Source organism: Hamadaea tsunoensis DSM 44101 (genome assembly GCF_000428945.1).
Taxonomy (GTDB): Bacteria; Actinomycetota; Actinomycetes; order Mycobacteriales; family Micromonosporaceae; genus Hamadaea; species Hamadaea tsunoensis.
The window spans coordinates 1-26,918 of the sequence record NZ_AUAX01000019.1 but is presented as its reverse complement, the minus strand read 5'-3'; the positions used below and the strand labels follow the sequence as shown (position 1 = coordinate 26,918).

General features: G+C 69.5%; 26 protein-coding genes, 4 tRNA genes and 1 pseudogene. 14 read left to right on the top strand and 17 right to left on the bottom strand.

The features are described from left to right. Positions 1-20: 20 nt before the first annotated feature. Together G401_RS0125415 and G401_RS0125410 are read right to left on the bottom strand one after the other, a co-directional pair. On the bottom strand, positions 21-1,199 hold the full coding sequence (locus tag G401_RS0125415; protein ID WP_027344688.1) for a glutathionylspermidine synthase family protein: 1,179 nt from the start codon (positions 1,197-1,199) through the stop codon (positions 21-23). 2 nt (positions 1,200-1,201) lie between these two features. Then, positions 1,202-1,519 carry a hypothetical protein gene (locus tag G401_RS0125410; RefSeq protein ID WP_064741851.1) on the bottom strand — a complete coding sequence of 106 codons (318 nt, stop codon included), beginning with the start codon at positions 1,517-1,519 and terminating at the stop codon, positions 1,202-1,204. Between the two features lie 60 nt (positions 1,520-1,579). On the opposite strand from G401_RS0125410, the gene G401_RS0125405 reads away from it, so the two are divergent. Continuing rightward, positions 1,580-2,002: a DUF350 domain-containing protein gene (locus tag G401_RS0125405; protein WP_027344686.1), complete on the top strand. Its 423-nt coding sequence runs from the start codon at positions 1,580-1,582 to the stop codon at positions 2,000-2,002. 12 nt (positions 2,003-2,014) lie between these two features. Here the strand turns inward: G401_RS0125405 and G401_RS0125400 are convergent, their stop codons facing one another. Continuing rightward, a complete protein-coding gene (locus G401_RS0125400) occupies positions 2,015-2,734 on the bottom strand; it encodes a VOC family protein (RefSeq protein ID WP_027344685.1) in 720 nt (239 codons plus the stop codon). 98 nt (positions 2,735-2,832) lie between these two features. Between G401_RS0125400 and G401_RS48365 the strand changes: the two genes are divergently transcribed. Further along, positions 2,833-3,621, top strand: coding sequence for a spermidine synthase (locus G401_RS48365; protein ID WP_051367142.1), 789 nt, complete (start codon positions 2,833-2,835; stop codon positions 3,619-3,621). On the opposite strand, the gene G401_RS0125390 is transcribed toward G401_RS48365, so the two are convergent. The 6 genes from G401_RS0125390 to G401_RS0125365 all read right to left on the bottom strand — a co-directional run bounded on the left by G401_RS0125390 (position 3,594) and on the right by G401_RS0125365 (position 9,072). Next, positions 3,594-4,262 (bottom strand): winged helix-turn-helix transcriptional regulator, encoded by a 669-nt coding sequence (locus G401_RS0125390; RefSeq protein ID WP_027344684.1) that lies wholly within the window; start codon positions 4,260-4,262, stop codon positions 3,594-3,596. The two genes, G401_RS48365 and G401_RS0125390, sit on opposite strands and share 28 nt — an antisense overlap. Before the next feature lie 3 nt (positions 4,263-4,265). Further along, a complete protein-coding gene (pstB, locus tag G401_RS0125385) occupies positions 4,266-5,042 on the bottom strand; it encodes a phosphate ABC transporter ATP-binding protein PstB (RefSeq protein WP_027344683.1) in 777 nt (258 codons plus the stop codon). Between the two features lie 14 nt (positions 5,043-5,056). Further along, entirely contained in the window at positions 5,057-6,130 is a 1,074-nt protein-coding gene (gene pstA, locus G401_RS0125380; RefSeq protein WP_051367141.1) for a phosphate ABC transporter permease PstA, read from the bottom strand. Beyond that, entirely contained in the window at positions 6,127-7,206 is a 1,080-nt protein-coding gene (gene pstC, locus G401_RS48360) for a phosphate ABC transporter permease subunit PstC (RefSeq protein WP_084557589.1), read from the bottom strand. The genes pstA and pstC overlap by 4 nt, the downstream gene beginning before the upstream one ends. A 118-nt stretch (positions 7,207-7,324) precedes the next feature. Next, positions 7,325-8,434, bottom strand: coding sequence for a phosphate ABC transporter substrate-binding protein PstS (pstS, locus tag G401_RS0125370; protein WP_027344681.1), 1,110 nt, complete (start codon positions 8,432-8,434; stop codon positions 7,325-7,327). Positions 8,435-8,670: 236 nt separating this feature from the next. After that, the gene (locus tag G401_RS0125365) at positions 8,671-9,072 is read right to left on the bottom strand and encodes a hypothetical protein (protein WP_027344680.1); all 402 of its coding nucleotides are present in this window, start codon (positions 9,070-9,072) and stop codon (positions 8,671-8,673) included. Between the two features lie 110 nt (positions 9,073-9,182). On the opposite strand from G401_RS0125365, the gene G401_RS0125360 reads away from it, so the two are divergent. Continuing rightward, complete coding sequence (locus tag G401_RS0125360) at positions 9,183-9,683, top strand: SixA phosphatase family protein (protein WP_027344679.1); 501 nt, start codon at positions 9,183-9,185, stop codon at positions 9,681-9,683. Positions 9,684-9,833: 150 nt separating this feature from the next. Here G401_RS0125360 and G401_RS0125355 read toward each other — a convergent pair whose 3' ends face one another. Further along, on the bottom strand, positions 9,834-11,249 hold the full coding sequence (locus G401_RS0125355) for an MFS transporter (protein WP_027344678.1): 1,416 nt from the start codon (positions 11,247-11,249) through the stop codon (positions 9,834-9,836). A 135-nt stretch (positions 11,250-11,384) separates the two neighbouring features. Here G401_RS0125355 and G401_RS0125350 point away from each other — a divergent pair, with 135 nt between their 5' ends. The 3 genes from G401_RS0125350 to ypfJ all read left to right on the top strand — a co-directional run bounded on the left by G401_RS0125350 (position 11,385) and on the right by ypfJ (position 15,473). Continuing rightward, positions 11,385-12,278, top strand: a complete 894-nt coding sequence (locus G401_RS0125350) for a helix-turn-helix transcriptional regulator (RefSeq protein ID WP_027344677.1) — start codon at positions 11,385-11,387, stop codon at positions 12,276-12,278. Beyond that, complete coding sequence (locus tag G401_RS0125345; RefSeq protein ID WP_027344676.1) at positions 12,275-13,798, top strand: phospholipase D family protein; 1,524 nt, start codon at positions 12,275-12,277, stop codon at positions 13,796-13,798. Before G401_RS0125350 ends, G401_RS0125345 begins: the two co-directional genes overlap by 4 nt. A 775-nt stretch (positions 13,799-14,573) precedes the next feature. Beyond that, on the top strand, positions 14,574-15,473 hold the full coding sequence (gene ypfJ, locus G401_RS0125340) for a KPN_02809 family neutral zinc metallopeptidase (protein WP_027344675.1): 900 nt from the start codon (positions 14,574-14,576) through the stop codon (positions 15,471-15,473). Here the strand turns inward: ypfJ and G401_RS0125335 are convergent. The 4 genes from G401_RS0125335 to G401_RS0125320 form a co-directional block, all read right to left on the bottom strand. Then, on the bottom strand, positions 15,466-16,113 hold the full coding sequence (locus G401_RS0125335) for a pyrimidine reductase family protein (protein WP_027344674.1): 648 nt from the start codon (positions 16,111-16,113) through the stop codon (positions 15,466-15,468). The two genes, ypfJ and G401_RS0125335, sit on opposite strands and share 8 nt — an antisense overlap. Positions 16,114-16,115: 2 nt before the next feature. Beyond that, the gene (gene folP, locus G401_RS0125330; protein WP_084557621.1) at positions 16,116-16,925 is read right to left on the bottom strand and encodes a dihydropteroate synthase; all 810 of its coding nucleotides are present in this window, start codon (positions 16,923-16,925) and stop codon (positions 16,116-16,118) included. 185 nt (positions 16,926-17,110) lie between these two features. Further along, positions 17,111-17,183: transfer RNA gene (locus tag G401_RS0125325), tRNA-Gly, on the bottom strand. A gap of 48 nt (positions 17,184-17,231) precedes the next feature. Then, positions 17,232-18,020 (bottom strand): DUF2127 domain-containing protein, encoded by a 789-nt coding sequence (locus G401_RS0125320; protein WP_027344672.1) that lies wholly within the window; start codon positions 18,018-18,020, stop codon positions 17,232-17,234. Positions 18,021-18,119: 99 nt separating this feature from the next. On the opposite strand from G401_RS0125320, the gene G401_RS0125315 reads away from it, so the two are divergent. Then, on the top strand, positions 18,120-19,481 hold the full coding sequence (locus G401_RS0125315) for a DUF2637 domain-containing protein (protein WP_027344671.1): 1,362 nt from the start codon (positions 18,120-18,122) through the stop codon (positions 19,479-19,481). Positions 19,482-20,822: 1,341 nt separating this feature from the next. Then, positions 20,823-21,359, top strand: a complete 537-nt coding sequence (locus G401_RS54170) for a septal ring lytic transglycosylase RlpA family protein (RefSeq protein WP_064741850.1) — start codon at positions 20,823-20,825, stop codon at positions 21,357-21,359. Here G401_RS54170 and G401_RS0125305 read toward each other — a convergent pair. After that, positions 21,344-21,940 (bottom strand): TetR/AcrR family transcriptional regulator, encoded by a 597-nt coding sequence (locus G401_RS0125305; RefSeq protein ID WP_027344669.1) that lies wholly within the window; start codon positions 21,938-21,940, stop codon positions 21,344-21,346. The genes G401_RS54170 and G401_RS0125305 overlap by 16 nt on opposite strands. Before the next feature lie 57 nt (positions 21,941-21,997). Here G401_RS0125305 and G401_RS0125300 point away from each other — a divergent pair, with 57 nt between their 5' ends. Beyond that, positions 21,998-23,053, top strand: a complete 1,056-nt coding sequence (locus tag G401_RS0125300; RefSeq protein WP_027344668.1) for a CapA family protein — start codon at positions 21,998-22,000, stop codon at positions 23,051-23,053. 9 nt (positions 23,054-23,062) lie between these two features. Next, positions 23,063-23,659: a nucleoside/nucleotide kinase family protein gene (locus G401_RS0125295; RefSeq protein WP_027344667.1), complete on the top strand. Its 597-nt coding sequence runs from the start codon at positions 23,063-23,065 to the stop codon at positions 23,657-23,659. A gap of 519 nt (positions 23,660-24,178) precedes the next feature. Here the strand turns inward: G401_RS0125295 and G401_RS0125285 are convergent. Then, a complete protein-coding gene (locus tag G401_RS0125285; RefSeq protein WP_027344666.1) occupies positions 24,179-25,033 on the bottom strand; it encodes a dioxygenase family protein in 855 nt (284 codons plus the stop codon). A gap of 73 nt (positions 25,034-25,106) precedes the next feature. On the opposite strand from G401_RS0125285, the gene G401_RS0125280 reads away from it, so the two are divergent. The 4 genes from G401_RS0125280 to G401_RS0125265 all read left to right on the top strand — a co-directional run bounded on the left by G401_RS0125280 (position 25,107) and on the right by G401_RS0125265 (position 26,624). After that, a complete protein-coding gene (locus G401_RS0125280; RefSeq protein ID WP_169734249.1) occupies positions 25,107-26,198 on the top strand; it encodes a CapA family protein in 1,092 nt (363 codons plus the stop codon). Positions 26,199-26,333: 135 nt separating this feature from the next. Continuing rightward, positions 26,334-26,406: transfer RNA gene (locus tag G401_RS0125275), tRNA-Gly, on the top strand. Between the two features lie 45 nt (positions 26,407-26,451). Then, positions 26,452-26,522 (top strand) — tRNA-Cys (locus G401_RS0125270). Positions 26,523-26,549: 27 nt separating this feature from the next. After that, positions 26,550-26,624: transfer RNA gene (locus G401_RS0125265), tRNA-Val, on the top strand. A 65-nt stretch (positions 26,625-26,689) separates the two neighbouring features. On the opposite strand, the pseudogene G401_RS48355 reads toward G401_RS0125265, so the two are convergent. Beyond that, positions 26,690-26,918, bottom strand: a pseudogene (locus G401_RS48355) (hypothetical protein); the annotation flags it as partial.

Here is a 26,918-nt window from a genome sequence, read left to right as displayed (position 1 = left end):
TCCGGTCCGTCGTTGCACATTCACCCCGCGATGAGGTGTGGCACGAATCTTGCCGACACGTCGGTGATCAACCCCGGCGTCTCGCGGATGCCCAGGCCGGCGGGCTCGCCGTCGACCACCCAGGCGCCGAGGACCGGGCGCTGGCCGCCGAATTCGGGGAGGGCGTGGAAGGCCTGGTAGCAGACCGGCCCGTCGTCCTGCGCCGGGTCGCCGACGGTGAAGCCGGGCGTGGTGATGCGTACGCCGGCTCCTTCGCGGCCGAGGAGCGGTTTGGCGACGTAGCCGTGGACGGCGAGGTCCCGGGGCCCGTCCAGGTACGCCGGGAGCAGGTTGCGGTGTCCCGGGTAGCGCTCCCAGAGCAGGGCCAGGAGGGCCTTGTTCGACAGGAGCATCTTCCAGGCGGGCTCGATCCAGCGGGGGCCGCGGCCGGACAGCGCGAGGTCGAGTGCGCGGCCGCCGAAGCTGTCGGTGACCAGCCATTCCCACGGGTAGAGCTTGAAGATGGTCTTGATGTCGCGGTCCTGCTGGTCGACGAAGCGGCCGGCCGGGTCCCAGCCGATCTCCTCGACCGGCAGGGTGACTCCGTGCAGCCCCGCCTGTTCGGCGCATTCTTGCAGGTAGGTGGCGGTCATGAAGTCTTCGCCGATCTCGTCCGCCAGGGTGTACGCGAAGTGGACCGGCCCGGCCGACAGCCGCCAGGTCCAGGCGCGCCAGGCGTCGACGAGGCGTTCGTGCAGCGAGTTCCACTGGTCGGCGTCGGGGTGCAGTTCTTCGAGCCAGAACCATTGGGGGCCGGCAGCTTCGAGGAGCGAGGTCGGCGTGTCCGCGTTGTATTCCAGCATTCTGGCCGGGCCCGAGCCGTCGTAGCGCAGGTCGAAGCGGCCGTACAGGCTGATCTCCTCGGCCCGGTTCGCCCAGGAGCGCTCGATCAGGGCGATCACACGCTTGTCGGTGATGGCGTATTCGGCGTACCGGCGGTCGGCGATGACCGCCGCGACCGTGTCGAGGCACATCTCGTGCAGTTCGGCGACCGTCTCCTCCAGGTCGTCGATCTCCGCCGAGGTGAACTCGTAGTACGCCGATTCGTCCCAGTACGTGGCCGGCTGGCCGTTGTCGTCGGGGATGACGGCGTACAGGAGGCCCTGCGATTCGACGGTCGTACGCCAATCGGGCCGGGGGGTGCAGGTGACGCGTTTCACGATCAGCTGCCGCCGCCGAAGTGGCCGCCGAAGCCACCGCGTTCGAAGGAGCCTCCGTTGACCTTGGAGCCGATGCCCCGGCCGCCGGAGCCGCCGTAGTACCAGCGGCCGGTGCCGCCGGAGCCGCAGTACGTCTGATCGATCCGCTGGTAGGTACGCGGGTCCACGCAGGTCTTGCGCTGGAAGAACGTCTGGTAGCCGGCGCTGCCGCAGCACGCCAGCACGACCGCGCCCATGATCCCGTACGCGACGTACTGACTCCGTCTTCGTTCCGTCGTGGGCTTGGCGCCCACCCGAGGGTTCCCCGCTGGATGTTTCATGACCGGCGAGCGTACAGGGGGGTCGCAAAGAGTTGAACGGGTCAACTAGCCTGTCGCGCCATGACGCATCTCCTCGACGGACTGGTCGGCTCGGTCGCGTTCACAGCTGTGGGCGTGGTGCTGCTGACGGGCGGATTTCTCCTGGTCGACCTGCTGACACCGGGGCCGCTGCGGCACCAGATCTGGAGCGAGCGCAACCGGAACGCGGCCGCGTACCTGAGCTCGGCACTGCTCGGCGTGGGCGCGATCGCGTTCACCTCGATCATCACCACGTACGACGAGTTCTGGGTCGGGCTGGTGTCCACCGCGGTCTACGGCGTCCTCGGCCTGCTGCTCATGGCTGGCGCGTTCCTGCTGGTCGACGTGCTGACGCCGGGGAAGCTCGGGGCGATCATCGTCGACCCCGAGCCTCACCCGGCGGTGTGGGTCAGCAGCGCGGCGAACCTGGCGATCGCCGGGATCGTCTGCGCCGCCATCTCCTGAGCCGCTCGGCGGCTACTCGGGCGCCTTCCAGGTCAGGCAGAACGGCTTGCCGGCGGGGTCGGCGTAGACGCGCCAGTTGCCGCCCTCGCCGGGCAGCCTGGTCGCGCCGAGCGCCAGCACCTGGGGCTCGGCCGCCTCGACGTCGTCCACGAGGAAGTCGAGGTGGTACTGCTGCGGGTACGCCGGGTCGGGCCAGCGCGGCGCCTGGTACTCCTCGATCTGCTGGAACATCAGCGGCTGCTCGCCGTCGTTGCCGATCATGGCCATGCCGTCGGCCTCGTAGGTGAGCGGCTTGCCGGTGACCTCGGCGTAGAAGTGGCTCAGCACCTTGGCGTCCGGGCAGTCCAGCATCACGCCGGCCACCGTGACGACCTGGTCGTCCGGCCTGGCGACCAGGTCGAACGGGTGTCCGGCCGGGTCGGCGAGGGTGTTCCACGTCTCGTTCTCGCGCAGCACGGTCGCGCCCAGCTCGACCGCCTTCGCCGTCGCCGCCGCCAGGTCCGGTACGCGCAGGTCGAGGTGTGCCTGCTGGGGGTGGGCCGGATCGGGCCACTTCGGCGAGATGTGGTCGGGGGCGAGCTGCAGCCCCACGCGCCAGCCGTCGCTCGTGGTCAGGGTGATCCACTCGTCGTCGCCGTACGCCTCGGTCCAGCCGGCCAGGCCGCGGTAGAAGGCGGACAGCCCGGCGATGTCGGGGCCGTCCAGCACCACGGTCTTGAGTTCGGCAATCATTCGGGTCGACTCCCGTCATAGCTCGTTCACATCAACCTACCCATGCTCGGCCGTGGGTATGACAAAACGGCGAGAGGGGTGCCGCTACGCTGGCCTCCGTGGGGGAAGCGTTTGCCGTCGAGAACGGCCTCGTCGAGCTGGTACCCGATCCCGACGAGCCGGACGCCTGGACGCTGGTGCTCAACGGCATGCCCCAGTCGCACGTCAACCTCGCCGACCCGGTCCTCATCGCGTTCGACTACGTACGCCGGACCGTCGAGATCATCGATCTGCTGATGCCGGGCGGGATTCCGCTGCGCGTACTGCATCTGGGCGGGGGCGCGATGTCCCTGCCGCGGGTGCTGTCGCTGCTGCGGCCGGGTTCGGAGCAGACCGTCGTCGAGGTGGACGCCCTGCTGTCCGACATCGTCCAGACCCGCCTGCCGCTGCATCCGGACGCAGGAGTCGACATCGTGATCGCCGACGCGCTGGACTTCCTGCGGGACGGGCCGGCGGAGGCGTACGACGTGATCATCGCGGACATCTTCACCGGCGCGGCGGTGCCTCAGCACGTGACGACGCCCACCTTCGTAAGGTTGGCGCACGAGGCGCTGGCGCCGGGCGGCCTGTACGTGGCGAACGTGATCGACGGGCGGCCGCTCTTCTTCGTGCAGGGCCTGGCCGCCTCGGTTCGCGCGCAGTTCCGCGACACCGCGGTGGTGGCCGAGACGGAGGTGCTGCGCGGGGTGACCCGCAGCAACCTGCTGCTGGTCGGGGCGGACCGGGACGTACGCGTGCTGACCACGGCACTTCCCGGCCCGGATCCCTACGACTTACGGGTGTTGCACGGTGCGGCGCTGACGGAGTTCCTCACCAGCGCTCAGGCGGCCGGCGGCACCAGCCGGTAGCCGACGCCGCGGATGGTGAGGATCAGCCGGGGATCGTGCTGATCGTCGCCCAGCCGCTGGCGCAGCCGCTGGACGTGCACCGTCACCGTGTTCGAGTTCTGCACGCCGCCCCACACCGCGTCGTGGATCTGCTCCCGGGTCACCACCTTGTCCGCGTTGGACATCAGCAGCTGCAGCAGGCGCAGCTCGCGCATGGGCAGGCGTACCGGGCGGTCGGCGTACTGCACCGACAGGCTCGCCGGGTCCAGGCGCAGCGTACCCACCTGGAGCACCGGGCCGGTCGCCTCGGCCGGGCGCAGCGCGAGCAGGATCGGCAGCAGCTCACTCACCCGGTACGGTCGCGCCACGCAGGCGGCGGCCCCGGCGGCGAGCGCTTCGGCCGCCGCCGGCCCGTCACCCGCCGAGACTCCGAGGACGACCGGGATCCCTGTACGCGACGCGAGGGTCCGCACGAAGGCGGCGCCTCCGATCGTCGGCAGCGCGGTCGCGGCGAGTACCGCGTCCGGATGTTCTGCCCCCGCGATGAGCAGCGCCTCCGCTCCGTCCGTCGATGTGATCACGCGTACCGCATGGTCTTCCAGCTCGGCTGAGACGCCCGCCACCAGAGCTGGGTCAGGATCGGCGACGAGAAGCAGGGTCACAGGTCACCCGAAGCGGCCGGTGATGTAATCCTCGGTTCGCTTCTCCCGCGGATTCGTGAAGATCTTCGACGTCACGTCGTGCTCGATCAGGCGGCCCGGGTCGCCGGTCTGCGAGATCGAGAAGAAGGCGGTCCGGTCGCTGACCCGGGCGGCCTGCTGCATGTTGTGCGTGACGATGATGATCGTGTACTCGTTCTTGAGCTCGAAGATGAGGTCCTCGATCGCGCCCGTCGAGATCGGGTCGAGGGCGGAGCAGGGCTCGTCCATGAGCACGACCGCCGGCTGCACCGCGATGGTCCGCGCGATGCACAGCCGCTGCTGCTGGCCGCCGGACAGGCCCGCGCCGGGCTTGCCGAGCCGGTTCTTGACCTCGTCCCACAGGTTCGCCGACTTGAGCGCCTTCTCCGCCGCGTCGTCCAGCAGCGACTTCTTGCGTACGCCGTTGAGCTTCAGCCCGGCGACGACGTTGTCGAAGATGGACATCGTCGGGAACGGGTTCGGCCGCTGGAACACCATGCCGATGTTCCGGCGTACGGCGGTGACGTCGACGTTGCGCTCGTAGATGTCGTTGCCGTCGAGGGTCAGCCGGCCCTCGACGCGGGCACCGGGCAGCACCTCGTGCATCCGGTTGATCGACCGCAGGAAGGTCGACTTGCCGCAGCCCGAGGGGCCGATCAGCGCGGTGACCGACCGCGGCTCGATGGTCATCGTGATGTCCTCGATGGCCTTGAAGGTGCCGTAGTACGCGGTAACTCCCACCGCTTCGATGCGCTTGGCCATGGTTGTCTTCCTACCTACTTCAGCTTGCTGCGACGGGCGAGGAGCTTCGCCACGATGGTCAGGGTCAGGACGAAGGCGACCAGGGTCAGGGCCGCCGACCAGGCGCGGGCGGGCGCGTACTGGCTGGCCGCACCGGCCTGGTCCCAGATGTAGATCGCCAGCGACGACTGGTTGCCCGAGAACGGGTTGAAGTTGATCGAGTTGAAGCCGCCGGAGACCAGCAGCACCGGGGCCGTCTCGCCGGCCGCCCGGGCCACCGCCAGCATCACGCCGGTCACGATGCCCGGCAGGGCCGTCGGGAGGACCACCCTCATCACGGTCTTCCACTTGGCGATACCGAGCGCGTACGAGCCCTCGCGCAGCGCGTCCGGTACCAGGCGCAGCATCTCCTCGCAGGACCGGGTGACGGTCGGCAGCATCAGCACCACCAGGGCCAGCGAGGCCGCGAAGCCCGAGTAGCCGCCCTGGCCGTGGTTGAAGAACTTGTACATGCCGAACACGTAGAACGCCAGCACGAAGAGGCCGGCGATGATCGACGGGATGCCGGTCATGACGTCGACGAAGAACCGGATCGCCGTCGCCAGCTTGCCCCGGCCGTACTCGACGATGTACACCGCCGCGGCGACGCCCAGCGGGACCGAGATCAGCGCGGCCAGACCGACCTGTTCGAGCGTACCGATCATGGCGTGGTACGCGCCGCCGTTGGCGTCGAAGGCGGTGATGCCGTTCATCGAGTGCGTGAAGAAGTCCGCGTCGATCCGACTGACGCCCTTGCTGACCAGCGTGTACACGACGGACAGCAGCGGCAGCAGGGCGAGCACGAAGGCGGAGTAGATCAGCGAGGTGGCCACCCGGTTGCGGGCCGCCCGGCTGCCCTCGACGCCGGTCGCGACCGCGGCCAGCAGCACGAGGTACAGCAGCACCGCGACGACGGCGGTCAGCACCCAGCCGCCGTCGAGCAGGCCGCCCAGGTAGATCGCGAGGTAGCTCAGGACCGCCGCACCGGCGGCGATGGCCCAGGGTGCCCACTTCGGCAGGCGCCGGCCACGCAGGTCGGTGCCGATGCCCGGGGTCGAGATGGTCGTCATAGCGCGCTCCGGAACTCACGGCGGCGGTAGATGATGACGCGGGCGGTCACGTTGACCACCAGGGTGATGGCGAACAGCACCAGACCGGAGGCGATGAGCGCGCCCCGGCCGAAGTCGTCGGCCTCGCCGAAGTGGTTGGCGATGTTCGCCGCGATCGTGTTGCCGCCGACCTCCACGACGTCCCAGCTGATGACGAAGGTGCCGCCGAGGGTCATGGCCAGCGCGATCGTCTCGCCGAGCGCCCGGCCGAGGCCGAGGATCGTCGCGGCGATCAGGCCCGGGCGGCCGTAGGGCAGGACCGCGGTGCGGATCATCTCCCACTTCGTGGCGCCCAGGGCCAGCGCGGCCTCCTCGTTCATCTTCGGCGTCTGCTGGAAGACCTCGCGCGACAGGGCCGTGATGATCGGCAGGATCATGATGGCCAGGACCAGCGAACCGAGCAGGATCGACTTGCCGTAGGGGCCGTCGCTGCCGAAGATCGGGATCCAGCCGAAGTACTTGTGCAGCCAGGCCGACAGGTCGCGTACCGGGTCGATGAGGTACTCGCGGCCCCAGAGGCCGAAGACGATGCTGGGCACCGCGGCGAGCAGGTCGATGACGAAGCCGAGGGTGGTCGCGACGGTGCGGTGCGCGTAGTGCGACAGGCAGAGCGCGATGCCGAGGGCGACGGGCACCGCGATGATCAGCGCGATCACGGCGGTGTACACGGTGCCGAAGGCCAGCGCGGCCACGCCGAACACCCGGTCCGGAACCTGCCAGGTCTTCTCCGTGAGGAAGTTGACCTTGTCACCCTGGATGGCCGGGATCGCCTTGGCGATCAGGAAGACCGCGATGGCGACGATGATGACCAGCACCGCGGCGCCGGAACCGGTGGTGAGCCACCGGAAGAGCTTCTCGCCGTTCAGGGACTTGCGACGGCCGAGATCAACGGGCACGCGTGCCTCCTGGGCCCGGGTGGTCGCCGCGTCGGCGGCGGGGGTGGACTCCGGAAGCCGCCGCTCGGGGCCCCAGGGCGACTGCTCGCGCTCGGGTGGCTCCGCCGACTGGGTCGAGCCGGGCAGGCTGGGAGGGTTCATAGTCACTCACATCAATCGGGCGAAGAATCCGGATGCGGTTGTGGGCTTCTCATCGATGTGCCCGGCCGGATGCGTTCACATCCGGCCGGGCGGTTGCTCGGTCGAGCCCGTCAGCGGGTCAGGCGAGAGCCTTGACGCTCGCGGCGACCTTGGCCTGCACGTCGCTCGGCAGCGGCGCGTAGCCCAGCCGGGTCAGCGTGGCCTGGCCGTCACCGGCGGCGTAGCCGAGGAAGGACTTCAGCAGCGGGAGCTTGTCCGCCTGGTTGCCCTTCTCGCAGACGATCTCGTAGGTCACCAGCACGATCGGGTACGCGCCCGCGGCCGGGGTGTTGTAGTCGATCGTCATCTTGAGGTCGTTGCCCGTGCCGTCGACCTTCGCCGAGGCGATGGTCTTGCCGGCCGAATCGGCCGACAGGGCGGTGAACTCGCCGGACGCGTTCTTGATCTTCGCCATGTGCAGGTTGTTGGCGATCGCGAACGACCACTCGACGTACGCGATGGCGCCGTCGGTCTTGGCGACCGCGGTGCTCACGCCGTCGCTCTTGGTCTCACCCTGGCCGCCCGGGGCCTTCCAGTCCTTGGCGTGGTCGTAGGTCCAGTCCGCGGCGGCGGCCTTCGACAGGTACTTGGTGAAGTTGTCGTTGGTGCCCGACGAGTCCTGGCGGTGGATCGCGGTGATCTTCGTGCCCGGCAGGGTCGCGCCCGGGTTGTCGGCCTTGATGGCGGCGTCGTCCCAGGTGGTGATCTTGCCCGAGTAGATCTTCGCCAGCGTGGAGGCGCTGAACTGCAGGTCGGTCACGCCGCTGAGGTTGGTGACGACCGCGATCGGCCCGATGACCATGGGCAGGTGGATCGCCTTGTTGCCGGTGCCGCAGCGCGCGTCGGCCTTCGGCTGCTCGTCGGCGGCCTTCATCGGCGAGTCCGAGCCGGCGAAGTCGGCCGTGCCGCCGCCGAACGCCTGGATACCCGCACCCGAGCCGGTGCCCTGGTAGTCGACGGTGGCGCCGCTGCACTTCGCCTGGAAGTCCTTGACCCACTGGGCGACGGCGTTGGTCTGGGCGGTCGAGCCCTGAGCGGTGAGCTTGCCCGTGGCACAGTCGGCGCTGGCGCCGGAAGAAGAGGAGCCAGCCGTGGGGCTGTCAGTGTTGTTGTCAGAACCGCACGCCGCGAGCGCGAGCGCCGCGGTCAGCATGACACCGGCCAGGATGCCGTGCCGCTTGAGCTTCACGAGCTTGTCCCTTTCGAGGGGAGTCGCCGGCCCCCCAGGGAAAGGGGTCCGGGCCGGAGCTTTTCTGCCCGGCTGGTTTCGAAACCTAAGCGCGTGAGGTAGCCGGTCACCCTGCGTCTGGTGAACCCACGGTGAACAGGTCGACCAGGGAAGGTGACGTGGGTAGCCGGATTTCGTCCGGTTTGTGAACGGCTGCACTAGGCTGTCCGCCCTTGCCGGGGCGTTCGAGGCCTAGATCACAACGCGGATCGTTCACTTAACGGGCAGGCCCAGGCCGGCGTACGCAGCCGGCGCGAAGAGGTCTGGACGGTGACGTGACGGCTCGGCGTACGCACGAACAGGTAGCCGGGCAGCGGGCCCGAGAGCAGGATCCCGCACCGGTCGGCGTCGAAGTCGAGGTCGTCGACGAGCAGTCCGCGGCGGCCGTCGGGATCGGCGATCTCCCAGTCGGCCACCTCGTGGAAGACGAACCGGATCGGGAAGCGTACGCAGCGGGAGCCGACCCGGCCCAGCCGATTGCCGCCGACGAGCAGCTGGCCGCCGAGATCGCAGACAGCCGACCAGTCGAGGTACGCGTCCGCGAGCCACGCGTCGATCCGATCGATCGCGACGCCGGCCCCGAGTGTCCGATCCCCCACGTAGCCATCTTGACGCCCGGACGGGCGCCGGGCGTTCGTTTCGGGGTTTTCCGCCGGATACGGGCGCGTTCCGGATGCGCGGAACCGGTCGCTGCGGCAAGCTGTGGCACATGACGGCCCGCACACTCGTGCTCCTGCGTCACGCCAAGGCCGACCGGCCGAACGGCGTAGCCGATCCCGACCGACCGCTCACCGAACGGGGTCACGCCGACGCCGCGGCCGCCGGTGCCTGGCTGCTGTCCAGCGATCACGTCCCCGACCTGGTGCTCTGCTCACCGGCCCGGCGTACGCGACAGACGTGGCACTCGGTCGCGATCGCGATCGGCGAGGCCGGTTCACCGACCGTCCGCTATGAGCGCGACCTCTACGACGGGGGCGTGGACGAGGCCCTCGAAGTGATCGCCGGGGCCGCGGCCGACGAGGGGCCGACGATCGTGCTGATCGGCCACAACCCGACCATCTCCCAGCTGTCCGTACGCCTCGACCCCGAGGGCCAGGCGGACTCGGACGGCTTGCGTACAAGCGGGATCGCCGTGCACGAACTGCCGGACGGCTGGTCGCCCGGCGACCGGGCCCCGCTCAAGGCCACCCACACCAGCCGCGCCGACTGACCCGCCCCAAGACCCCGGCGTCCCAAGACCCCCGCGCCCCAAGACCCGGCGCCCCAAGATCCCGTTTGGATCAGGGAAATCACCCGAATCATGGCCCAAGATTCGGGTGAAAACCGTGATCCAAGCGGGATCTTGGAGGTGGGCGGCGGGTCAGGACGGGCGTAGGCGGGTGACCGCGTACGCGGTGGCGAGGGCGAGCGCGACGCAGCACCCGAGCGCGCCCACCGTGGCGACCCGCCAGGAGAACGCGTCGGCCAGGCCGAACAGCGCCGAGCCGAGGACCGACGCGCCCAGCGCCAGGCCGATCTGCATGGCCGTCGACAGCACGCCGCCGGCGAGCCCGGCCCGGTCGGCGGGCAGGCCGGCCAGCACGGAACCGATCAGCGGTACGAGCACCATGGCCCAGCCGAGGCCGACGACGACCAGCGGGACGGCGATCCACACGGCGGTCAGCCGATCACCGAGGACGGCCACCGCCGCGGCGAAGCCGCTCAGCCCCGCCGCGAACAGCAGCGCGCCGATGGCGAGGACGCGTACGCCCCACCGGGCGACCCAGCCGCCGACGCGCAACGAGGCCAGCAGGAACACCGTCGCGCAGGGCGCCATCGTCAGGCCGGCCACGAACGGGCCGAAGTCGTGCGCCACTTGCATCGTGATCGAGGTCGTGAACAGGAAACCGCCGATCAGCACCGCGAACAGCGTGATGGCCACGAGCGCCCGGCGAGCCAGCGGGAGACGCAGCAGGCTGGGCGGCAATAGTGGATCACCCGAGCGCCGCTCTACGCGTACTTGGATGAGGTGAAAGCAGTAGAGCGCGGGCACGACGAGGCCGAGGCTGACCCAGGTCCACACCGGCCAGCCGGCCGCGCGGCCGAGCGTGAGCGGGACCAGCAGGAACGCGATGGCCAGGGCGAGCACGACGGCGCCGAGGGTGTCGACGCGGGCGTGGGACGTGGAGCGGGTTTCCGGGATCAGCCGCGCGGCAAGGATCAGGGCGAGGACCCCGATCGGCACGTTGACCAGGAAGATCGGCCGCCAGGACAGGCCCGCGACGTCGGCGGCCAGCAGCGCGCCGCCGAGCAGCTGGCCCGCGGCGCTGGCGATCCCCGCGATCGCGCCGAAGAAGCCGAGCGCGCGGGCCCGGTCGGGTCCGGTGAAGCCGGCCTGGATCGAGGCCAGGACCTGCGGGTAGAGCATGGCCGCCGCGAAACCCTGGAGTACGCGGAAAGCGATCAGCACCCCGACCGTCGGGGCGAGCCCGCAGGCGGCCGACGTGATCACGAAGGCGGCGAGGCCGATCAGGAACAGCCGCCGACGGCCGAAGCGGTCCCCGAGCCGGCCGCCCGCCACGAGTGTGCACGCGTACGCGACGCCGTAGCCGGACACGGTGAGCTCCAGCGCGGCCGGACCGGCGGCGAGCGTACGCCCGATCGTGGCGAGCGCGATGTTGACGATGAACGCGTCGAGCATCGGCAGGAACGCCCCGAGCAGGAGCACCGGCAGCGCCCGCCACGGCGCCTTCGCCGCCGGCGTGACCGGAGTGGTGACTTCTTGCAACATCGTCATGATGATCAGCTTTGACCCGCTCGCAACCTGGTACCTAGAGCGCGCTGATACTGTTACTGGCAGCACCAGGAAAGTACCGGCAGCACCAGGCAAGTACCGGCAGCACCAGGAACGCATCGAACGGGGGATCTCTCGATGAGCCAGGCAGCGGAACGGCGTCGCGCTCTGGGCGAGTTCATCCGGTCCCGGCGCGAGCGTACGACACCCGAGATGGTCGGCATGGCCCCCGGGCTGCGGCGGCGTACGCCGGGGCTGCGCCGGGAGGAGGTCGCGCTGCTGTCCGGCATCGGCGTCACCTGGTACACCTGGCTGGAGCAGGGCCGCGACATCAACGCCTCCGCGCAGGTCATGAACGCCGTGGCGCGCGTACTGCAGCTGAACGACGTCGAGCAGGCGCACCTGTTCGCCCTGGCCGAGCTGCCCGAACCGCACCTCGCCGACCAGCCGCCGCAGGTCTCCCCCGCCATCCGGGTCATGCTCGACCAGATCTCGCCGATTCCGGCCGTGGTGGCCGGTCCACATTGGGAGATCCTGGCCGGCAATGACACCTACATCGCGATGGTGGGCGACTATCGGCAGCTGCCCGTGTGCATGCAGAACACGCTGTTCCTCTACTTCGCGGATCCCGAGTGGCGCCATCTCATGGGCGACTGGGAGAAGAACGCGCCGAGGCTGGTCGCCAAGATGCGCGCGGCGGCCGCCGCCGACCTCACCGACCCCGCGTGGCAGCGGCTGCTGCGCCAGTTGGAGGAGTACTCGACGGAGTTCCGCGAGCTCTGGGAGCGCCAGGAGGTCGCGGGCATGGACAACATGGTGAAGCACATCCACCACCGTGAGGTCGGCGACATCGACACCGAGGTCGTGCACACCTGGCTCACCGACCGCCGCGGCACCCGCATGACCGTCTACACGCCGCTGAACGCCGCTTCACGGTCGGCGTACGAGCGGCTGGCCACGGTCGCGCCGCGGATCATCCCGGACCCGCGCACGTTTGCGCCGGCGGCCGTGGGGGCAATGGCGGCGGCGTGACCGCCGAAGACTGGTTCCTCAGCCGGGCCGAACGCGGCAATCCGGCGTCCACGATAGAGCCGTTCACCGCCGGCAATGCCGTGCGCGCACTGGTCCACGGGCGTACCTATTTCCGGGCGCTGCACCAGGCCGTCACGGGCACCCGCCGTGGCGACACCATCCTGTTCACCGACTGGCGGGCCGACCTCGACCAGCTCCTCGACGGCCCCGGCACCGCGTTCGCCGAGGTCCTGACGGCCGCCGCGGGCCGCGGCGTCGTCATTCAGGGCCTCGTCTGGCGCTCGCACGCCGAGCGCCTCGCCTTCTCCGCCGAGCCCAACCGCGAACTCGTCGACGCCATTCAGGCCGCCGGTGGCGACTGCCTGCTCGACATGCGCGTGAAAGTGGGCGGTTCACACCACCAGAAGCTTTTCGTCGTACGCAGTCCGGAGCGCCCCGAATCCGATGTCGCCTTCGTCGGCGGCATCGACGTCTGTCACAGCCGCGGCGATTCGGCCGACCATGACGGTGACCCCCAGACACTGCCGATGAATCCGGCGTACGGGGAGCGTCCACCGTGGCACGACGTGCAACTGGAAATCCGCGGACCGGCGGTGTCCGATGTGGAAACCGTCTTCCGGGAGCGCTGGAACGATCCGGCCGAACTGACCCGCCATCCCTTGCGGCGGCTACGCGACACCCTCGACCGGCGCCGCAACACACCGGCGACGACCGCCCGGCGTACGCCGCCGCCACCGGAGGCCGGTTCCGTGCCGCTCCAAGTGCTGCGCACGTATCCGCGGCTGCGATATCCGTTCGCGCCCCGGGGAGAGCGGAGCATCGCGCGGGCGTACCTCAAGGCGCTGCCCCGGGCCAGCCGGCTGATCTACATCGAGGACCAGTACCTCTGGTCGACCGAGGTGGCCCGGCCGTTCGCCGACGCCCTGCGTACGCATCCCGACCTGCACCTCGTCGCGGTCCTGCCCCGGTACCCGGACTCGGCGCACGGGCTGGTCTCGGAGGCCGAACTCTACGGCCGCCGCCGCGCGATGGCGCTGCTGCGCAAGGCCGGGGGCGACCGGGTCGCCTGCTACACCCTCGAAAACCCCACCGGTACGCCGATCTACGTCCACGCCAAGGTCTGCGTCATCGACGACACGTGGTCGACGGTCGGCTCCGACAACTTCAACCTGCGCTCGTGGACCTACGACAGCGAACTGTCCTGCGCGGTCTACGAGCCGGACGGCTTCCCCCGGGACCTCCGCCTGCAGTTGCAGCGAGAGCACCTCGGCCGGGTCGACGGCGACGACGGCGACCTGCTCGACCCGATGTCGAGCTTCGCCGCGTTCGCGAAGTCCGCCGCGGAACTCGACGCCTGGCACGAGTCCGGCCGTTCCGGCGTCCGCCCGGCGGGCCAGCTGCGCAGGTACGATCCGCCGTCGCTGACGACATGGCGCAAGCCGGCGGCCAAGGTGATCCAGCAGCTCGTCTGCGATCCCGACGGCCGCCCCAAGCACCTCCGCCTGCGCCACCACTTCTGATCCGGCCGTCGGCACGCATGATCATCCATGGCGAGCCCGCGGGCAGACCCACTCCGACTTTGTCCCGACTGTCCGATACAGGGTTCGAGTTGTGACATCTCGGCCGCTGTGGATCATGTCCAACCCGTTCGGTCCCCGGCCAGCTCCCGTGATGCGGGAATGATCTTCCGGCCGGTGGGCCGGCGCCGCCGATTCCTTGATCATTTACGGCTGAGGCGTAATTCCGGCTCGATCTGCATGATCGTTTACGGATCAGGTGTAGCCAGAGGCGGTCAGCGTGCTCCAAAACCGCAATCGATCATGCAGTCGGCGGCCACATTCACACCTGAGCCGCAAACGATCACCCCGCCGGCGACTGACCGGACATCCATATCGGACAGTCACGACAAAGCCCAGCACGCCGAGGCTGGCCGACGCCCCCCTTCTCGACGATCTTGCGCGAATGTACTGGCATTCCGGGCATATGCCGCGGATTTGGGACATTCGCGCAAGATCGTCGAGAGCAGCGAGAGCAGCTGGGCACAAGTCGGACAGTCGCGACAAAGGCAGGAGGTGGCAGCGAACCAGGGTCAGGGTGAAACGGTGACCGAACGGCGGCGATGGATGCTCGCCCCACTCACCTGGCAGTGGAGGCCTCGGAGCGCAGCGGAGGGGCCGGAACGGTCTCCCGCGTGAGGAGCGGAGGTGAGATCGACGGACCCGGGACAAAAAGATCTTAAAGATCTTGCATTGGATCCTGATTTTGAGGATCTCGGAAAGCGGGAATAGACCCGCCATGTCCCTCAACGAAAACGCTGATGTTGATACCAGTCAGGTCACCGACGTACGCGGATCCGGCGGCGGGGGCGGCGGCGGGTTCCGGATGGGCGGCGGCCTGATCGGCACCCTGGTCACCTTGGCCCTGCTCGTGATCGGCGGCATCACCGGCGTCAACGTCCTCGGTGGCGGCGGCGGTGGCGACGGCAGCGGCGACAACTCCACGGTGCAGCAGGAGTGCGCGACGACGAATCCGGATCGAACGAAGAACGAGGACTGCCGCAACATCCTGTACATCAATTCGATTCAGGCCTTCTGGCAGACCGAGTTGCCGGACGTCTACAGCCAGCCCTACCAGAAGGTGAACACGGTCTTCTTCTCGCAGGCCGTGAACACCGGCTGCGGTCAGGCCGACAGCGGGGTCGGGCCGTTCTACTGCCCGGAGGACAAGCGGGTCTACATCGATCTGACCTTCTACGACGAACTGGCTTCGCGGTTCGGCGCGAAGGGGCAGTTCGCCCAGCCGTACGTGCTCGCCCACGAGTACGGGCACCACGTGCAGGACCTGCTCGGCACCGAGGCCGACGTGAACAAGCAGCAGCAGAGCGATCCCGGCGCGGCCAACCAGCTGTCGGTGAAGCTGGAACTCCAGGCCGACTGCTACGCGGGGGTCTGGGCGAAGCACGCCACGGAGACGAAGACGGCGTCCGGCAAGCCGATCTTCACGAGCGTCACGCAGCAGGATCTCGATCAGGCGCTGCAGGCGGCGGCGTCGATCGGCGACGACAAGATCCAGCAGCAGTCCGGCGGGCGAATCGACGAGTCGAAGTTCACCCACGGCACCGCCCAGCAGCGCCACGACTGGCTGCTCAAGGGGTACACGACCGGTGATCCGAAGGCGTGCGACACCTTCAGCTGATGATCCGCTCGTAGCGCAGGAAGAGCATCTCGTCGTCGGTCAGGGCGTGCGCCAGGCGCATGCCCTGCGGCGTCGTCGGGGCACCGGCGGTGACCCGCGTGGCCCCCGGCCCGGCCAGCGTCGGGCTGAGGGTCAGGCAGAACTCGTCCACCACGCCCGCCGCCTCCAGGGTCCCGAGCAGATGCGGGCCGCCTTCGCAGAGGATGCGGCCGAGGCCGCGTTCCTGGAGGGCGCGTACCGCTTGGGCGCCGTCGACGTCGACGTCCCCGGCCAGCACCACATCCCGAAAACGCGAGCGGCGCTCCGCCGGGGCGCTCGAAACAGTGATCACGGTGGCCTCGGCGAACTCGTCCGGGTCCAGGTCGAGTGTGCGCGACACGATCGCCATGTGCGGGCGTACGAAGTCGTAGCCCTCGGCGCGGACCGTCCCCGCGCCCACGAGCACTACGTCCGCCGCCTCCCGCAACACGCCCATCACCCGCTGGTCGGCGGGATTGCCGAGGCCACCGGAGCGTCCCGCCAGCGTCGCGGCCCCGTCCACCGATGCCACGAAGTTCACGCGTACGCCGGGAGCCTGCGCGTACGCCGCCGCCAACCCGGTCTCGTCCAGGTCGGCGGGGTCGGGCCAGATTCTGCGCATGATCACATGTTATGCAGAAGGTACGCGGGCGCGCGCCAACCGAGGATCGCTTCGGTCATCCGGGCGACGTCGGCCGCGGCCCTGACGTTGTGCATCCGGACGATCCGGGCCCCCAGCACGATCGCGATCGCCTCGGCCGCCAGCGAACCTTCGAGGCGCTCGCCCTGCGGCCGGTCGAGGGTCTCGCCGACGAAATCCTTGTTCGAGACGGCGGCCAGCATCGGATAGCCGACCGCGGCGATCTCGGGCAGCCGGCGCGTCAGTTCCAGCGTGTGCAAGGTGTTCTTGTTCAGGTCGTGGCCGGGGTCGATGATGATCTGCTCTGGGCGGACGCCCCGGCCGAGCGCCACCCCCACCCGATCGCGCAGGAACGCCGCGATGTCTGCGGCGACGTCCGCGTACTGCGGCTTCGGGTGGTGCGTACGCGGCGCCGCGATGCTGTGCGTGATGATCAATTGGGTGTGCGGGTTCGCCGCCACCAGATCCGCCAGCGACGGGTCGTGCAGCCCGGTGGTGTCGTTGACGATGTGCGCGCCGGCCGCGATGGCCGCCTTGGCGACGTCGTGGCGGAACGTGTCCACCGAGATCGCGACGCGCGCGTGCCGGGCGGCCGCCTCGACCACCGGCAGTACGCGTTCCAGCTCCTCGTCGGCGCTCACCGCGGGCCCGTCCGGCGAGAACTTCACGCCGCCGATGTCCACCCAGTCCGCCCCGGCGGAGACGGCCGCGTCGACGGCCTCGACGGCCTTGTCGAGCGCGTACGTGGCGCCTTTGTCGAAGAACGAGTCGGGTGTCCGGTTCACCACGGCCATGACGGCGACTTCCCGGTCGAAGTCGTACGTACGCCCGGCGATGGTGCGGCGGGGCTCGATCAGCTCGGGCAGAAAGATCGTCACGACGGGTGACGCTACCAGCACGCTCAGCCCCCGGAAAACGTGCTCAGCCGCCGGAACGAGTCGAGGCGCCGACGATGTACGTCGACGCCTCGAAGGAGAAGAGCGGATGACGAGATTCGAACTCGCGACCCTCACCTTGGCAAGGTGATGCGCTACCAGCTGCGCTACATCCGCACGCCGACCCGGTGACCCGCGCCGACCCGAGAAACTATAGCCGACCGGTCAGCCGGCCGCACGCCGGGGCACGGCGCGCAGCTTGACCTGCTCGGTGGCGTCCTCGACCTCCAGCAGGCTCTGCTCCTCCCGCTCCGCGTGGTACGCCTTCGCGCCGCCCCGCAGACCGAAGAGCCGCTTCGACAGCAGGATGTAGACGACCGCCGCGATGTTGATGAGCAGCGCTCCGACGCGTACCCAGGTGACCCGCTCGGTGAGCTCGTAGATCTCGATCGGGATGAACAGCGACGTCGCCACGACGGCGAAGTACTCGCCCCAGCGCTTGAGCAGCCACAGGCCGGTGCCCTCGATGAGCTGGAGGGTGCCGTAGACCACGAGGCCGAGGGCGATCCAGAGGAGCGCCTTGGACTGCGCCTCGATCACCGTACGCAGCGTGTGGACGATCGCCGAGCCCTCCAGGTTGTAGTGGATCTTCTCGGCGATCGGCTTGAGCAGCGGGAGGTCCTCATTGAACGCCTTCTGCACGGCGTCCTGGTTCTTGCGGAACCGGAACACCCCGTACGCCGCGGCCAGCACGAGCAGGCCCTTGATGAACCGCTCGCAGGCCAGCAGCCGCAGGATGACGGCGTCGCGCAGGGCCCGGCCGCGCAACACGATCGGGGCGGCCGACGCCGGGCCCGACCCGCGCGGGTCGCCGAGGACGAATGTGCCACATCTGAGGCACCGCCACGCCTGGCCCACCGGGGTGTGCGCGTGCAGCTTCTGCCGCAGGTCATCCTCGGTGGGCGCATAGGTCACGTGCCCTTTGCGGCCGCAGCTACGCAGGTTCCAGTCCACGGCGGAAAGGTACCCCACGGCGTCCACCGGTGTGCGGAGATCAATTCTGCGAGGCAGAATGCCTGTCGCATTGTCGGTGCCCTCTGGGAGGATGTCGCGGTGACCGAGAGACCCACCCCCGACCACACCAACGGTGCGCGGATCAACGGACAGCACCCGACGGGTGCCGTCTCCGCCATCCGTGCGGCGCGGCAGTGGCCAGTGTTCCAGCAGAACAAGAGCACGAACTTCTGGATCAACACGCTGCTGACGGTGGTCGCCGTCGCGGCCTCCTACGGCGCGGCGCTCGGCCAGGCCGGGTTCGCCGAGCTCTACCTCGGCATGCACGGTCCGGAAAGGTACGTGGTCTTCCTCATCATCGAGGCCACCGCCGTCGCCCTGATGCTGCTCGCCAACCAGACCGCGCTGGCCGGCGACTCCGCCGGCGGACTGTGGACACTCGTCTGGGTGGTCACCGCCGGCGCCGTGACCATGCAGGTCATGCACGCCAACGCCATCGGGCATCCCGAGGCCGCCATGGTCTACGCGACGGCCTCGGTCCTGACCGTCGTCCTGTGGCGGGCGAAGACCCGGCGGGCACTGCGCGACCGGCTGCGCGCGGCCGGGATGATCGAAGACCCGCTCCCCCGCTACCGGCCGGTCCGCTGGGTGCTGCGCCCCCGCGAGACGTTCCGCGCCTGGTACCTGGCGCTCGGCGAGGGCGTGTCCGACCCGGCGACCGCCATGGACATGGCCCGCGCCGACCGGCTCTACCACCGCTCGGCCACGGCCGCGCGGATCGCCGAACGCCGCGCCCGCCGCTCGAAGCAGCCCCGCCCCGACCTCACCGGCCAGAAGCACGTCGTGCCGCCGTGGCGGGTCACCCACGCCGACGCGTACCGGTTCGGCGTCCTGCCGTGGCATCAGCACACGCCGGCGATCGCGGGCCCGGCCGCCGCCACGCCGAAGGTCGCGCCGCCCAAGCCGCCCGCGCCCCGCACGGCGGAACCCCAGCTCAACCGGTCGATCGCGACCACGCCGATCAACGGCTCGGGCACGGTCCTCGATCGGGTGACGCCGCCGTTCGACCGCGACGATCCGCTGCGGCCGGCGCCGCTGCCCTCGTTCTCCGAGCCGGCCACGTTCGAGCCGCCGATCTCGGTGCCGCCGACCTCGATCACGCCCGTCGAGCGGCCGGTGTCGGCCGTCCCCGAGCTGATGAGCGGCATCCGGGAGCAGCTGACCGGCGTACTGCCGACGGATGGAACGGTCCGGTCGGCCGGCGGCCCGCTGCGTAACTCGATCTACGAGGCGCTCGACGCCATCACGCAGGGCGACGAGGGCATGCGGACGGGCGAGATCATCGGCGCCCTGGCCGACCGCTTCCCGAACATCGACGACGCCCAGCTCCACCGCTACCTGGAGCAGTACGTCCAGGAGACCAACGACGGCCGCCGGGTACGCCGCCGCCTCTCCGTCTGACCACACCCTCGCCGATCATGAAGAGTGCTTGTCGAGAATTGGCCGGCGTCGACCGTCCAGGCACGACGACGACGCCACGCTGCTCGGCATGATCAGCGCCTCGGTGTGATCGCCGGCTCGGGTGTGCCCGTCGGCTCGGTGTGATCGGCGGCTCGGTGTGATCGGCGGCTCGGTGTGATCGGCGGCTCGGCGTGATCGGCGGCTCGGTGTGATCGGCGGCTCGGCGTGATCGAAAGCGGTTGGGATGTCGAAAGCGCCGCGACGCCTTGATCGAATGCGGCCCTGATGCGCGCATGGCCACCCAGCCGCTTCTCGGCCGCATTTGATCAAGCAAAGATCCCCGGATTCACTGCTCAGACGCATTCGATCACCCAGTGAGCGAAGGCGAAGATGGTCACCACTCGCCTCATGATCAGCGCGTTGATCACAGTCGCCGGCTCGGCAACCCAGTGGGCGTCCGTCTGCCCGCCAGAGGGGCGATCGTTTACGGGTGAGGTGTGAAAACGGCCGACGCCTGCATGATCATTTACGGTTCCGGGGTGCGTAGACGGCCCCTGGTCGCACCAGACGCGTAAACGATCATGCAATGTGGGCTCGAAATGACACTTCACCCGCAAACGATCAAGAAAACAGCGACCGCGGTCCAGCTGGCGGAAGATCCTTCCCGCATCGCGGACGACTGGCGGCCACGGAACGGCCTGGACGTGATCCACAGCGGCTGAGCTGTAGAAATCCAGCCCGCACCCAAGATCCAAAGCGCCCCAGATGTAGAAAACCGGCCCCTACCGACATCCCAGCCGCAAACGATCGAGGGACCAGGCCCGAAAACTACATCCCACCCGCTGACGATCACCGACCCGGCCGGCACCCCGACCTCCCCCTACAGGACGACCCTCCAGCCAGGGCGACCCCTTAGCCAGGGCGACAAGCCAGGGCGGCCCCCTTAGCCAGGGCGGCCCGCACAAGCCCGAAGAAGGTCCCGACACCCCGGAGACAAGAGGAATTGTCGGGTATGCGACGCGCCCGGCGAGCGTGACGGACGCCGGGTGCGACAACTCCGGCAACCCCGTCGCTACCGTCGGCCGGGAGATCGCTCAGCGACGAGCGGTCACTCACCGGCCCGGGTGGTTCGCCGCCCGGGACCCCGGTGAGGCCGAGACGAGAGAGGTTGAACCCGTGGCCGGCAGACATGCCGCAGGACAGACCGCTCGCAGGACTCCCCTCACCCGCGAACAGAAGATCCGGTCAGCCAGGAACCGCACCGCTCCACCCGGCAACACCCCGAACGACCCGCCCGCCCCGCACCTCCCCGGCGCCGAGTTCCCCCGGCGAGGCGCCCCGGTGACCTACCGCGCCCGGCACGCGTACGTGCAGCGCAGGCGGCCTGTCGTGGCTCCCCTGGCCACCGCCGCCGCGCTCGGCGTCGCCGTCATCGGCGTCGTCGGGCTGACCCAGCAGAGCGCCCCCGCGCAGCCGGCCAACACCGCCGATGCCGGGGTCTCCACGGCCGACCCCGTGGTCGCCCGCCGCCAGGAGATCGCGGTCCAGCCCGCCGACCGGTCACGGCCGCGGCCGAGCCCCAAGCCCCGCAAGGCCGCCCCGAGCGGCACGTGCGAGGCGTCCTACTACGCCGAGGGGCAGGGCACGGCCTCCGGCGAGCACTTCGATCCGCGGGCGCTGACCGCGGCGCACAAGAGCCTGAAGTTCGGCACCCGCGTACGCGTCACGAACCCCCGCAACGGCAAATGGGTCGTGGTACGCATCAACGACCGCGGACCCTACGTCAGCGGCCGGTGCCTGGACCTGTCGAAGGCGGCCTTCGCCTCGATCGAGAACCCGGGCAAGGGTGTGACGACCGTCCGCTACGAAGTGATCTGAAGTCCCAGTTCACGGTCCACGGCCTCGTGGATCCAGCCGAGTACGCGCCCGGCCGGGATCACGTTGTCGTGGACCGTGACCTGCACGGCGAGTCCGTCGATGAGAGCGGTGATCCGCCAGGCGGCCTTGACCGGGTCGGTGCAGCGCAACGTCCCGTCGGCGACCCCGGCCGCGATGACCTCGGCGAGTGCTTCCTTCCACCGCAGGTCGAGGTTGCGCGACACCCGCTCCAGTTCGGCGTTGCGCTGCCCTTCCGACCAGCCGTCGATCCAGATCGTCCAGGCCTTGGAGTTGCCGCTGGGCGCGTACAGGTCGACGATCGTGCGTACCTTGGCCAGCGGCGGGGCGTCCGAGCGCAGCACCTCGGTCAGCCCGGCGAGATCGAGCTCGGCCGCGTACGCGAACGCCTGCGCGAGCAGCGAGTCCTTTGTGGAGAAGTGGTAGAAGACGAGGGCCTGGCTCACCCCGGCCGCCCGGGCGACGTCCCCGGTACGCGTGTTGGCCAGGCCGCGCTCCGCGATCACGTCCACCGCCGTGCGCAGCAGCTCGTCCAGCCGCACGTCGGCGGGTCTGCGTGTCACGCCGCCACGGTAGCCGATGGGTGTGCCCGCCCCGGGCGTTGCGTCGTTGCATCCAGTATGCCGGGAAACCGCCGCCTCCTCGCGCCCTCGCTCGTCGCCGTCCTCCTGGCCGCCGCCCTGGCCGGCTGCACGGCGCGGGCGGCGGCCCCGACCGGCGCGCCGACGGCACCCGCCACGCCGTCGCCCGCCCGCCCGATCACTGTCGCGTTCGCGGGGGACGTGCATTTCACCGATCGCACGTCAGGCGTACTGGATCAGGGAATGCCGGGTGTGACGGCGCTGATGGGTGGCGCGGACCTCGCGATGGTCAATCTTGAGACCGCGGTGACCAGCGGCGGGACCCCCGAGCCCAAGCAGTTCCACTTCCGCGCGCCGGCCGGGGCCTTCGCGGCCCTGAAGGCCGCGGGCATCGACGTCACCACCATCGCCAACAACCACGCGCTCGACTACGGCCGGGCCGGCCTCACCGACACTCTCGCCGCCGCGGCCCAGGCCAGGATGCCCGTCGTGGGTGCGGGCCCGACCGCCGGCGCCGCCTTCGCGCCGCAGATCTTCACCATCCGGGGTACGCGGATAGCCGTCCTCGGGATGAGCCAGGTGAGCGAGCTCTGGCAGGCGTGGCGCGCGACCGACACGCGGTCGGGACTCGCGATGGCGCGGGATACGGACCGGGCGGTGGCCGCCGTACGCGCCGCCAAGAAGCGGGCCGATGTGGTCATCGTGTACCTGCACTGGGGAACCGAGTACCAGGAGTGCCCGTCGGCCGAGCAGCGCGACCTGGCCCGCCGCCTGTCCGACGCCGGAGCCGACGCCCTCGTCGGTACGCACGCCCACGTCCTGCTCGGCGACGGCTGGCTGCGCCACACGTACGTGCACTACGGCCTGAGCAACTTCGTCTGGTGGCGCAACGACGCGGCGACCAACGACACCGAGGTGCTCACGTTGACCATCCGGTCCGGACGGATCATCTCGGGAACCGTGACGCCCGCGTACATCGACCGGACGACCGGCGTACCGGCGGCCGTCTCGGGAGCGGCGGCGCAACGCATCCTGGCCGAGCGTCGCCGGGTCGTCGGCTGCTCCGGGCTGTCGGCCGCGCCCGTCGCTGAATAACCTTCTCTCGTGCCCGATTCCCTGCTGGCCCGCGTACGCGAACTCGCGGCCGTCGCCGACCGCATCATCGTCGGGATCGCCGGCCCGCCCGGCGCCGGCAAGACCACCCTCGCCGCCGGCCTGGTCGCGGCGCTGCCGTCGGCCGTCATGGTCCCGATGGACGGCTTCCACCTGGCCAACGCCGAACTGCACCGCCTCGGCCGCGCCGACCGCAAGGGCGCCCCCGACACGTTCGACGCCGACGGCTACGTGGCGCTGCTGCGCCGGCTGCGTACCGACCGGGACACGACGGTGTACGCGCCCTCGTTCGACCACGTGATGAACGAGCCGATCGCGGGCTCGATCCCGATCCCGCCGGACGTCCGCGTGATCGTCACGGAAGGCAACTACCTGCTCCTCTGGGACGCGGTGCCGCCCCTGCTGGACCTGACCGCGTACGCCGACGTGGAAGACTCCGCCGTACGCGTCACCGGCCTCATCTCGCGCCAGCTCGCCAAGGGCCTCAGCCCCGAGGCGGCATCGGAATGGGTGCTCCGCTCCGACGAGGCCAACGCGGCCCTGGTGGCGACCACCCGCCCCCGAGCAGACCTCATCATCACCCGCTGACCCCACCCCTCGCCCCACCTCAAGATCCCGCTTGGATCAGGGAAAACACCCGAATCATGGCCCATGATTACGTGGCGATCCCTGATCCACACCAGATCTTGGCCGAGACTCCGGCCCTCGGGCAGCAGGGCGCACGGAGTCCGTCGGGGGAAACGTTGCTCGGCGGGCGGCGGCAACCTCTCCCCAAATGTCCGAGGTGGACGGTATCCATGGCTCATTCACCCTGATCATGTCGCGCTATTCCGGCAGCGGAGCCAGGTTGGGCATGATCAAGTAACACCAATTCGGCAAGAAAGCGCTCTCCTGCCGAATTGACGCAACATGATCAAGCAACAATCCCTGATCTTGCGGATGCGGCCGAGACAAGGGCGGGAGTGAACGACGGCGAACGATGCGTCGCCCCACTCAGCTGGCAGGGAGGCCCCGTCACGTCATGTGACGGGACCGACCGGTCTCCCGCGCGAGGAGCGGAGGTGAGATCGACGAACCCGGGACATGAATTTGATCTTGATTTTGAGACTAGACCACCTGGAAGGAGCGCTTGGAGAGTCCGATGAAGAACCCCTCGATCACGGTCTCGACCGGCGCGTCCGCACGCTCCCCCGCCCCCAGCGTCACGAACAGCGGAATGTAGTGATCCACCGTCGGGTGCGCGTAGGGCATGCCCGGGGCCTTGCTCGCGTAGGCCGCGAGCGTGTCGACGTCGCCGCGGGCCAGCGCCTCGGCCGCCCAGGCGTCGAAGTCGGCCGACCATCCCGGCGGCGGGTTCCCCGGCGCGAAGTCCGTACGCCGCAGGAACGGCAGCCCGTGCGTCATGAACCCGGAGCCGATGATCAGGATGCCCTCGTCGCGGAGCGGCGCGAGCCGGCGGCCGAGGTCCATGAGCTTGGCGGGATCCTGGGTCGGCAGGCTGAGCTGCACGACCGGTACGTCGGCCAGCGGCAGCATGACCTTGAGCGGCACCCACGCGCCGTGGTCGAGCCCTCGGCTGCGGTGTTCGTGCAGGTCCGTGGTGTCCGGCAGGAGCGAGGCGATCTTGCGACCGAGCGCGGACGCGTCCGGCGTCGGGTACGTCATCTCGTAGAAGCGCCGCTCGAAGCCGCCGAAGTCGTAGACGAGCGGCGTGCCGGCGGCGGTGCCGGAGATGCTGAGCGGAGCATGCTCCCAGTGCGCGCTCACGATCAGGACGCCCTTCGGCTTGGGCATCGACTGCGCCCAGCCGAACAGCTGGCTCATCCACAGTTCGTCGTCGAGCAGCGGCGGTGCGCCGTGCCCCAGGTAAAGGGCGGGCAGCGGTCCGTCCTGGGGGGTCCAGACCCGCTGCCCGCTGCTCAGAGGGGCCGCCTGTGCGAGAAAGCCGTCGTACGCGTTCACGTTTAGAGCGTACCCCCTTATTGTTGAACCTTCAAGTAATGCGGCGCGGGTCATGTTTCCGTACCCTCGGCGCGTGAGACGGGCTCTGGTTGCGTCGTTGGCTCTCCTTCTGCTGGCCGCCTGCGGCACCGCCACGGACCCCGTGTTCATGGCGTCCCCGGCGCCGTCCGCCTCGGCCCCGCCGGCCTCGCCGCCCGCCGAGCCCAGCCCGTCCGCCTCCCTCACCGGGCCGCCGCCGAAGATCACCCTCGCCTTCGCCGGCGACGTCCACTTCACCGGCAAGACCGCGTCGCTGCTGAAGAACCCGAAAACCGCGGTAGGCCCGTTCACCTCACTCCTGAGCGCCGCCGACCTCGCCGTGGTCAACCTCGAAACCGCCATCACCACCCGGGGTACGCCGGAACCCAAGGAGTTCCACTTCCGTGCTCCCGCGACGGCGTACGCGGCCCTGCAAGCGGCCGGCGTCGACGTGGCATCCCTCGGCAACAACCACGCCCTCGACTACGGTCGCGTGGGCCTGCTCGACAGCCTCGACTCGGCGAAGTCCGCGAACATGCCGGTGATCGGCGCCGGGCGTACGGAAGACGAGGCTTATCGGCCCTTCATGACGACGATCAAGGGTGTGAAGATCGCGGTGCTCGCGATGTCGCAGATCCACACGCTGGCCGAGAGCTGGGCGCCCACCGCCACCCGCCCGGGCATCGCCATGGCCCACGACCTCGACCGGGCCGCCCAGGCCGTACGCGACGCGAAAGCGCAGGCCGACGTCGTCATCGTGTTCATGCACTGGGGTGTCGAAGGCAGCAACTGCCCCAAAGCAGAGATGACGACCTTGGCCCACCGCCTCGCCTCGGCCGGAGCCACGATGATCGTCGGTACGCACGCCCACGTCCCCCTGGCCGGCGGCTGGATGGGCTCCACCTACGTGCACTACGGCCTCGGCAACTTCGTCTGGTACACCGGCGGCTCGACCTCACCCGGCTCCGACACCGAAGTGCTGACCGTCACCCTCACCGGTACGCGAGTCACCGCCACCCACGTCACGCCCGGCATCGTCACCTCGACCGGGCAGCCCGCCCCGGCCACCGGATCCCGGCTGACCACGGTGACCTCCCGGATGGCCGCAGCCGCCCGCTGCTCCGGCCTGGCCGCCAGCCCTTCCTGATTCCGCAGGTCAGACGCGTGGTTTGCGGTGCGTTGGGGAGGTCACGACGCGCCCGGGGGTATCCGGTTTGGCAAGCCCCCACTTGACCCGCTAAAGTTCTCCGAGTCGGCGCGGGACGCAAGCCCCGGACCGTACGCGGATGTAGCGCAGCTGGTAGCGCATCACCTTGCCAAGGTGAGGGTCGCGAGTTCGAATCTCGTCATCCGCTCGGAGCCTTCGTCGGCCGGGAAACCGGATGGCGCGGGAAAGCCACGGTGGAGTGGCCGAGAGGCGAGGCAACGGCCTGCAAAGCCGTGTACACGGGTTCAAATCCCGTCTCCACCTCGGTCCGGTTGCGAAACCGGGTTGCACGGGCGATTGGCGCAGTGGGAGCGCGCTTCCTTGACACGGAAGAGGTCACTGGTTCAAACCCAGTATCGCCCACCAGGTCAGAGGCCACATCCGATCGATGGATGTGGCCTCTTTCGTATCCCGAGTGACTAACTGGGTGACTACGGTCTCGGGGCCTCTCCCCCATCGCGCGACGCCTCCTTCGGCCGGCGGAAGATGCGGTCCATCTCCTGCGCCGCTCCCAGCAGGACGGGTCGCAACTGATGACGATAGACCGCCTCGGTCACCCGAGTACCTGCGTGACCGCACAGCTCGGCAATCCTCTCGATGGTCATGCCCTCGGCCGACAGGATCGAGACGAAGCTGTGGCGGAGCTCCCGAGGGGTCCAT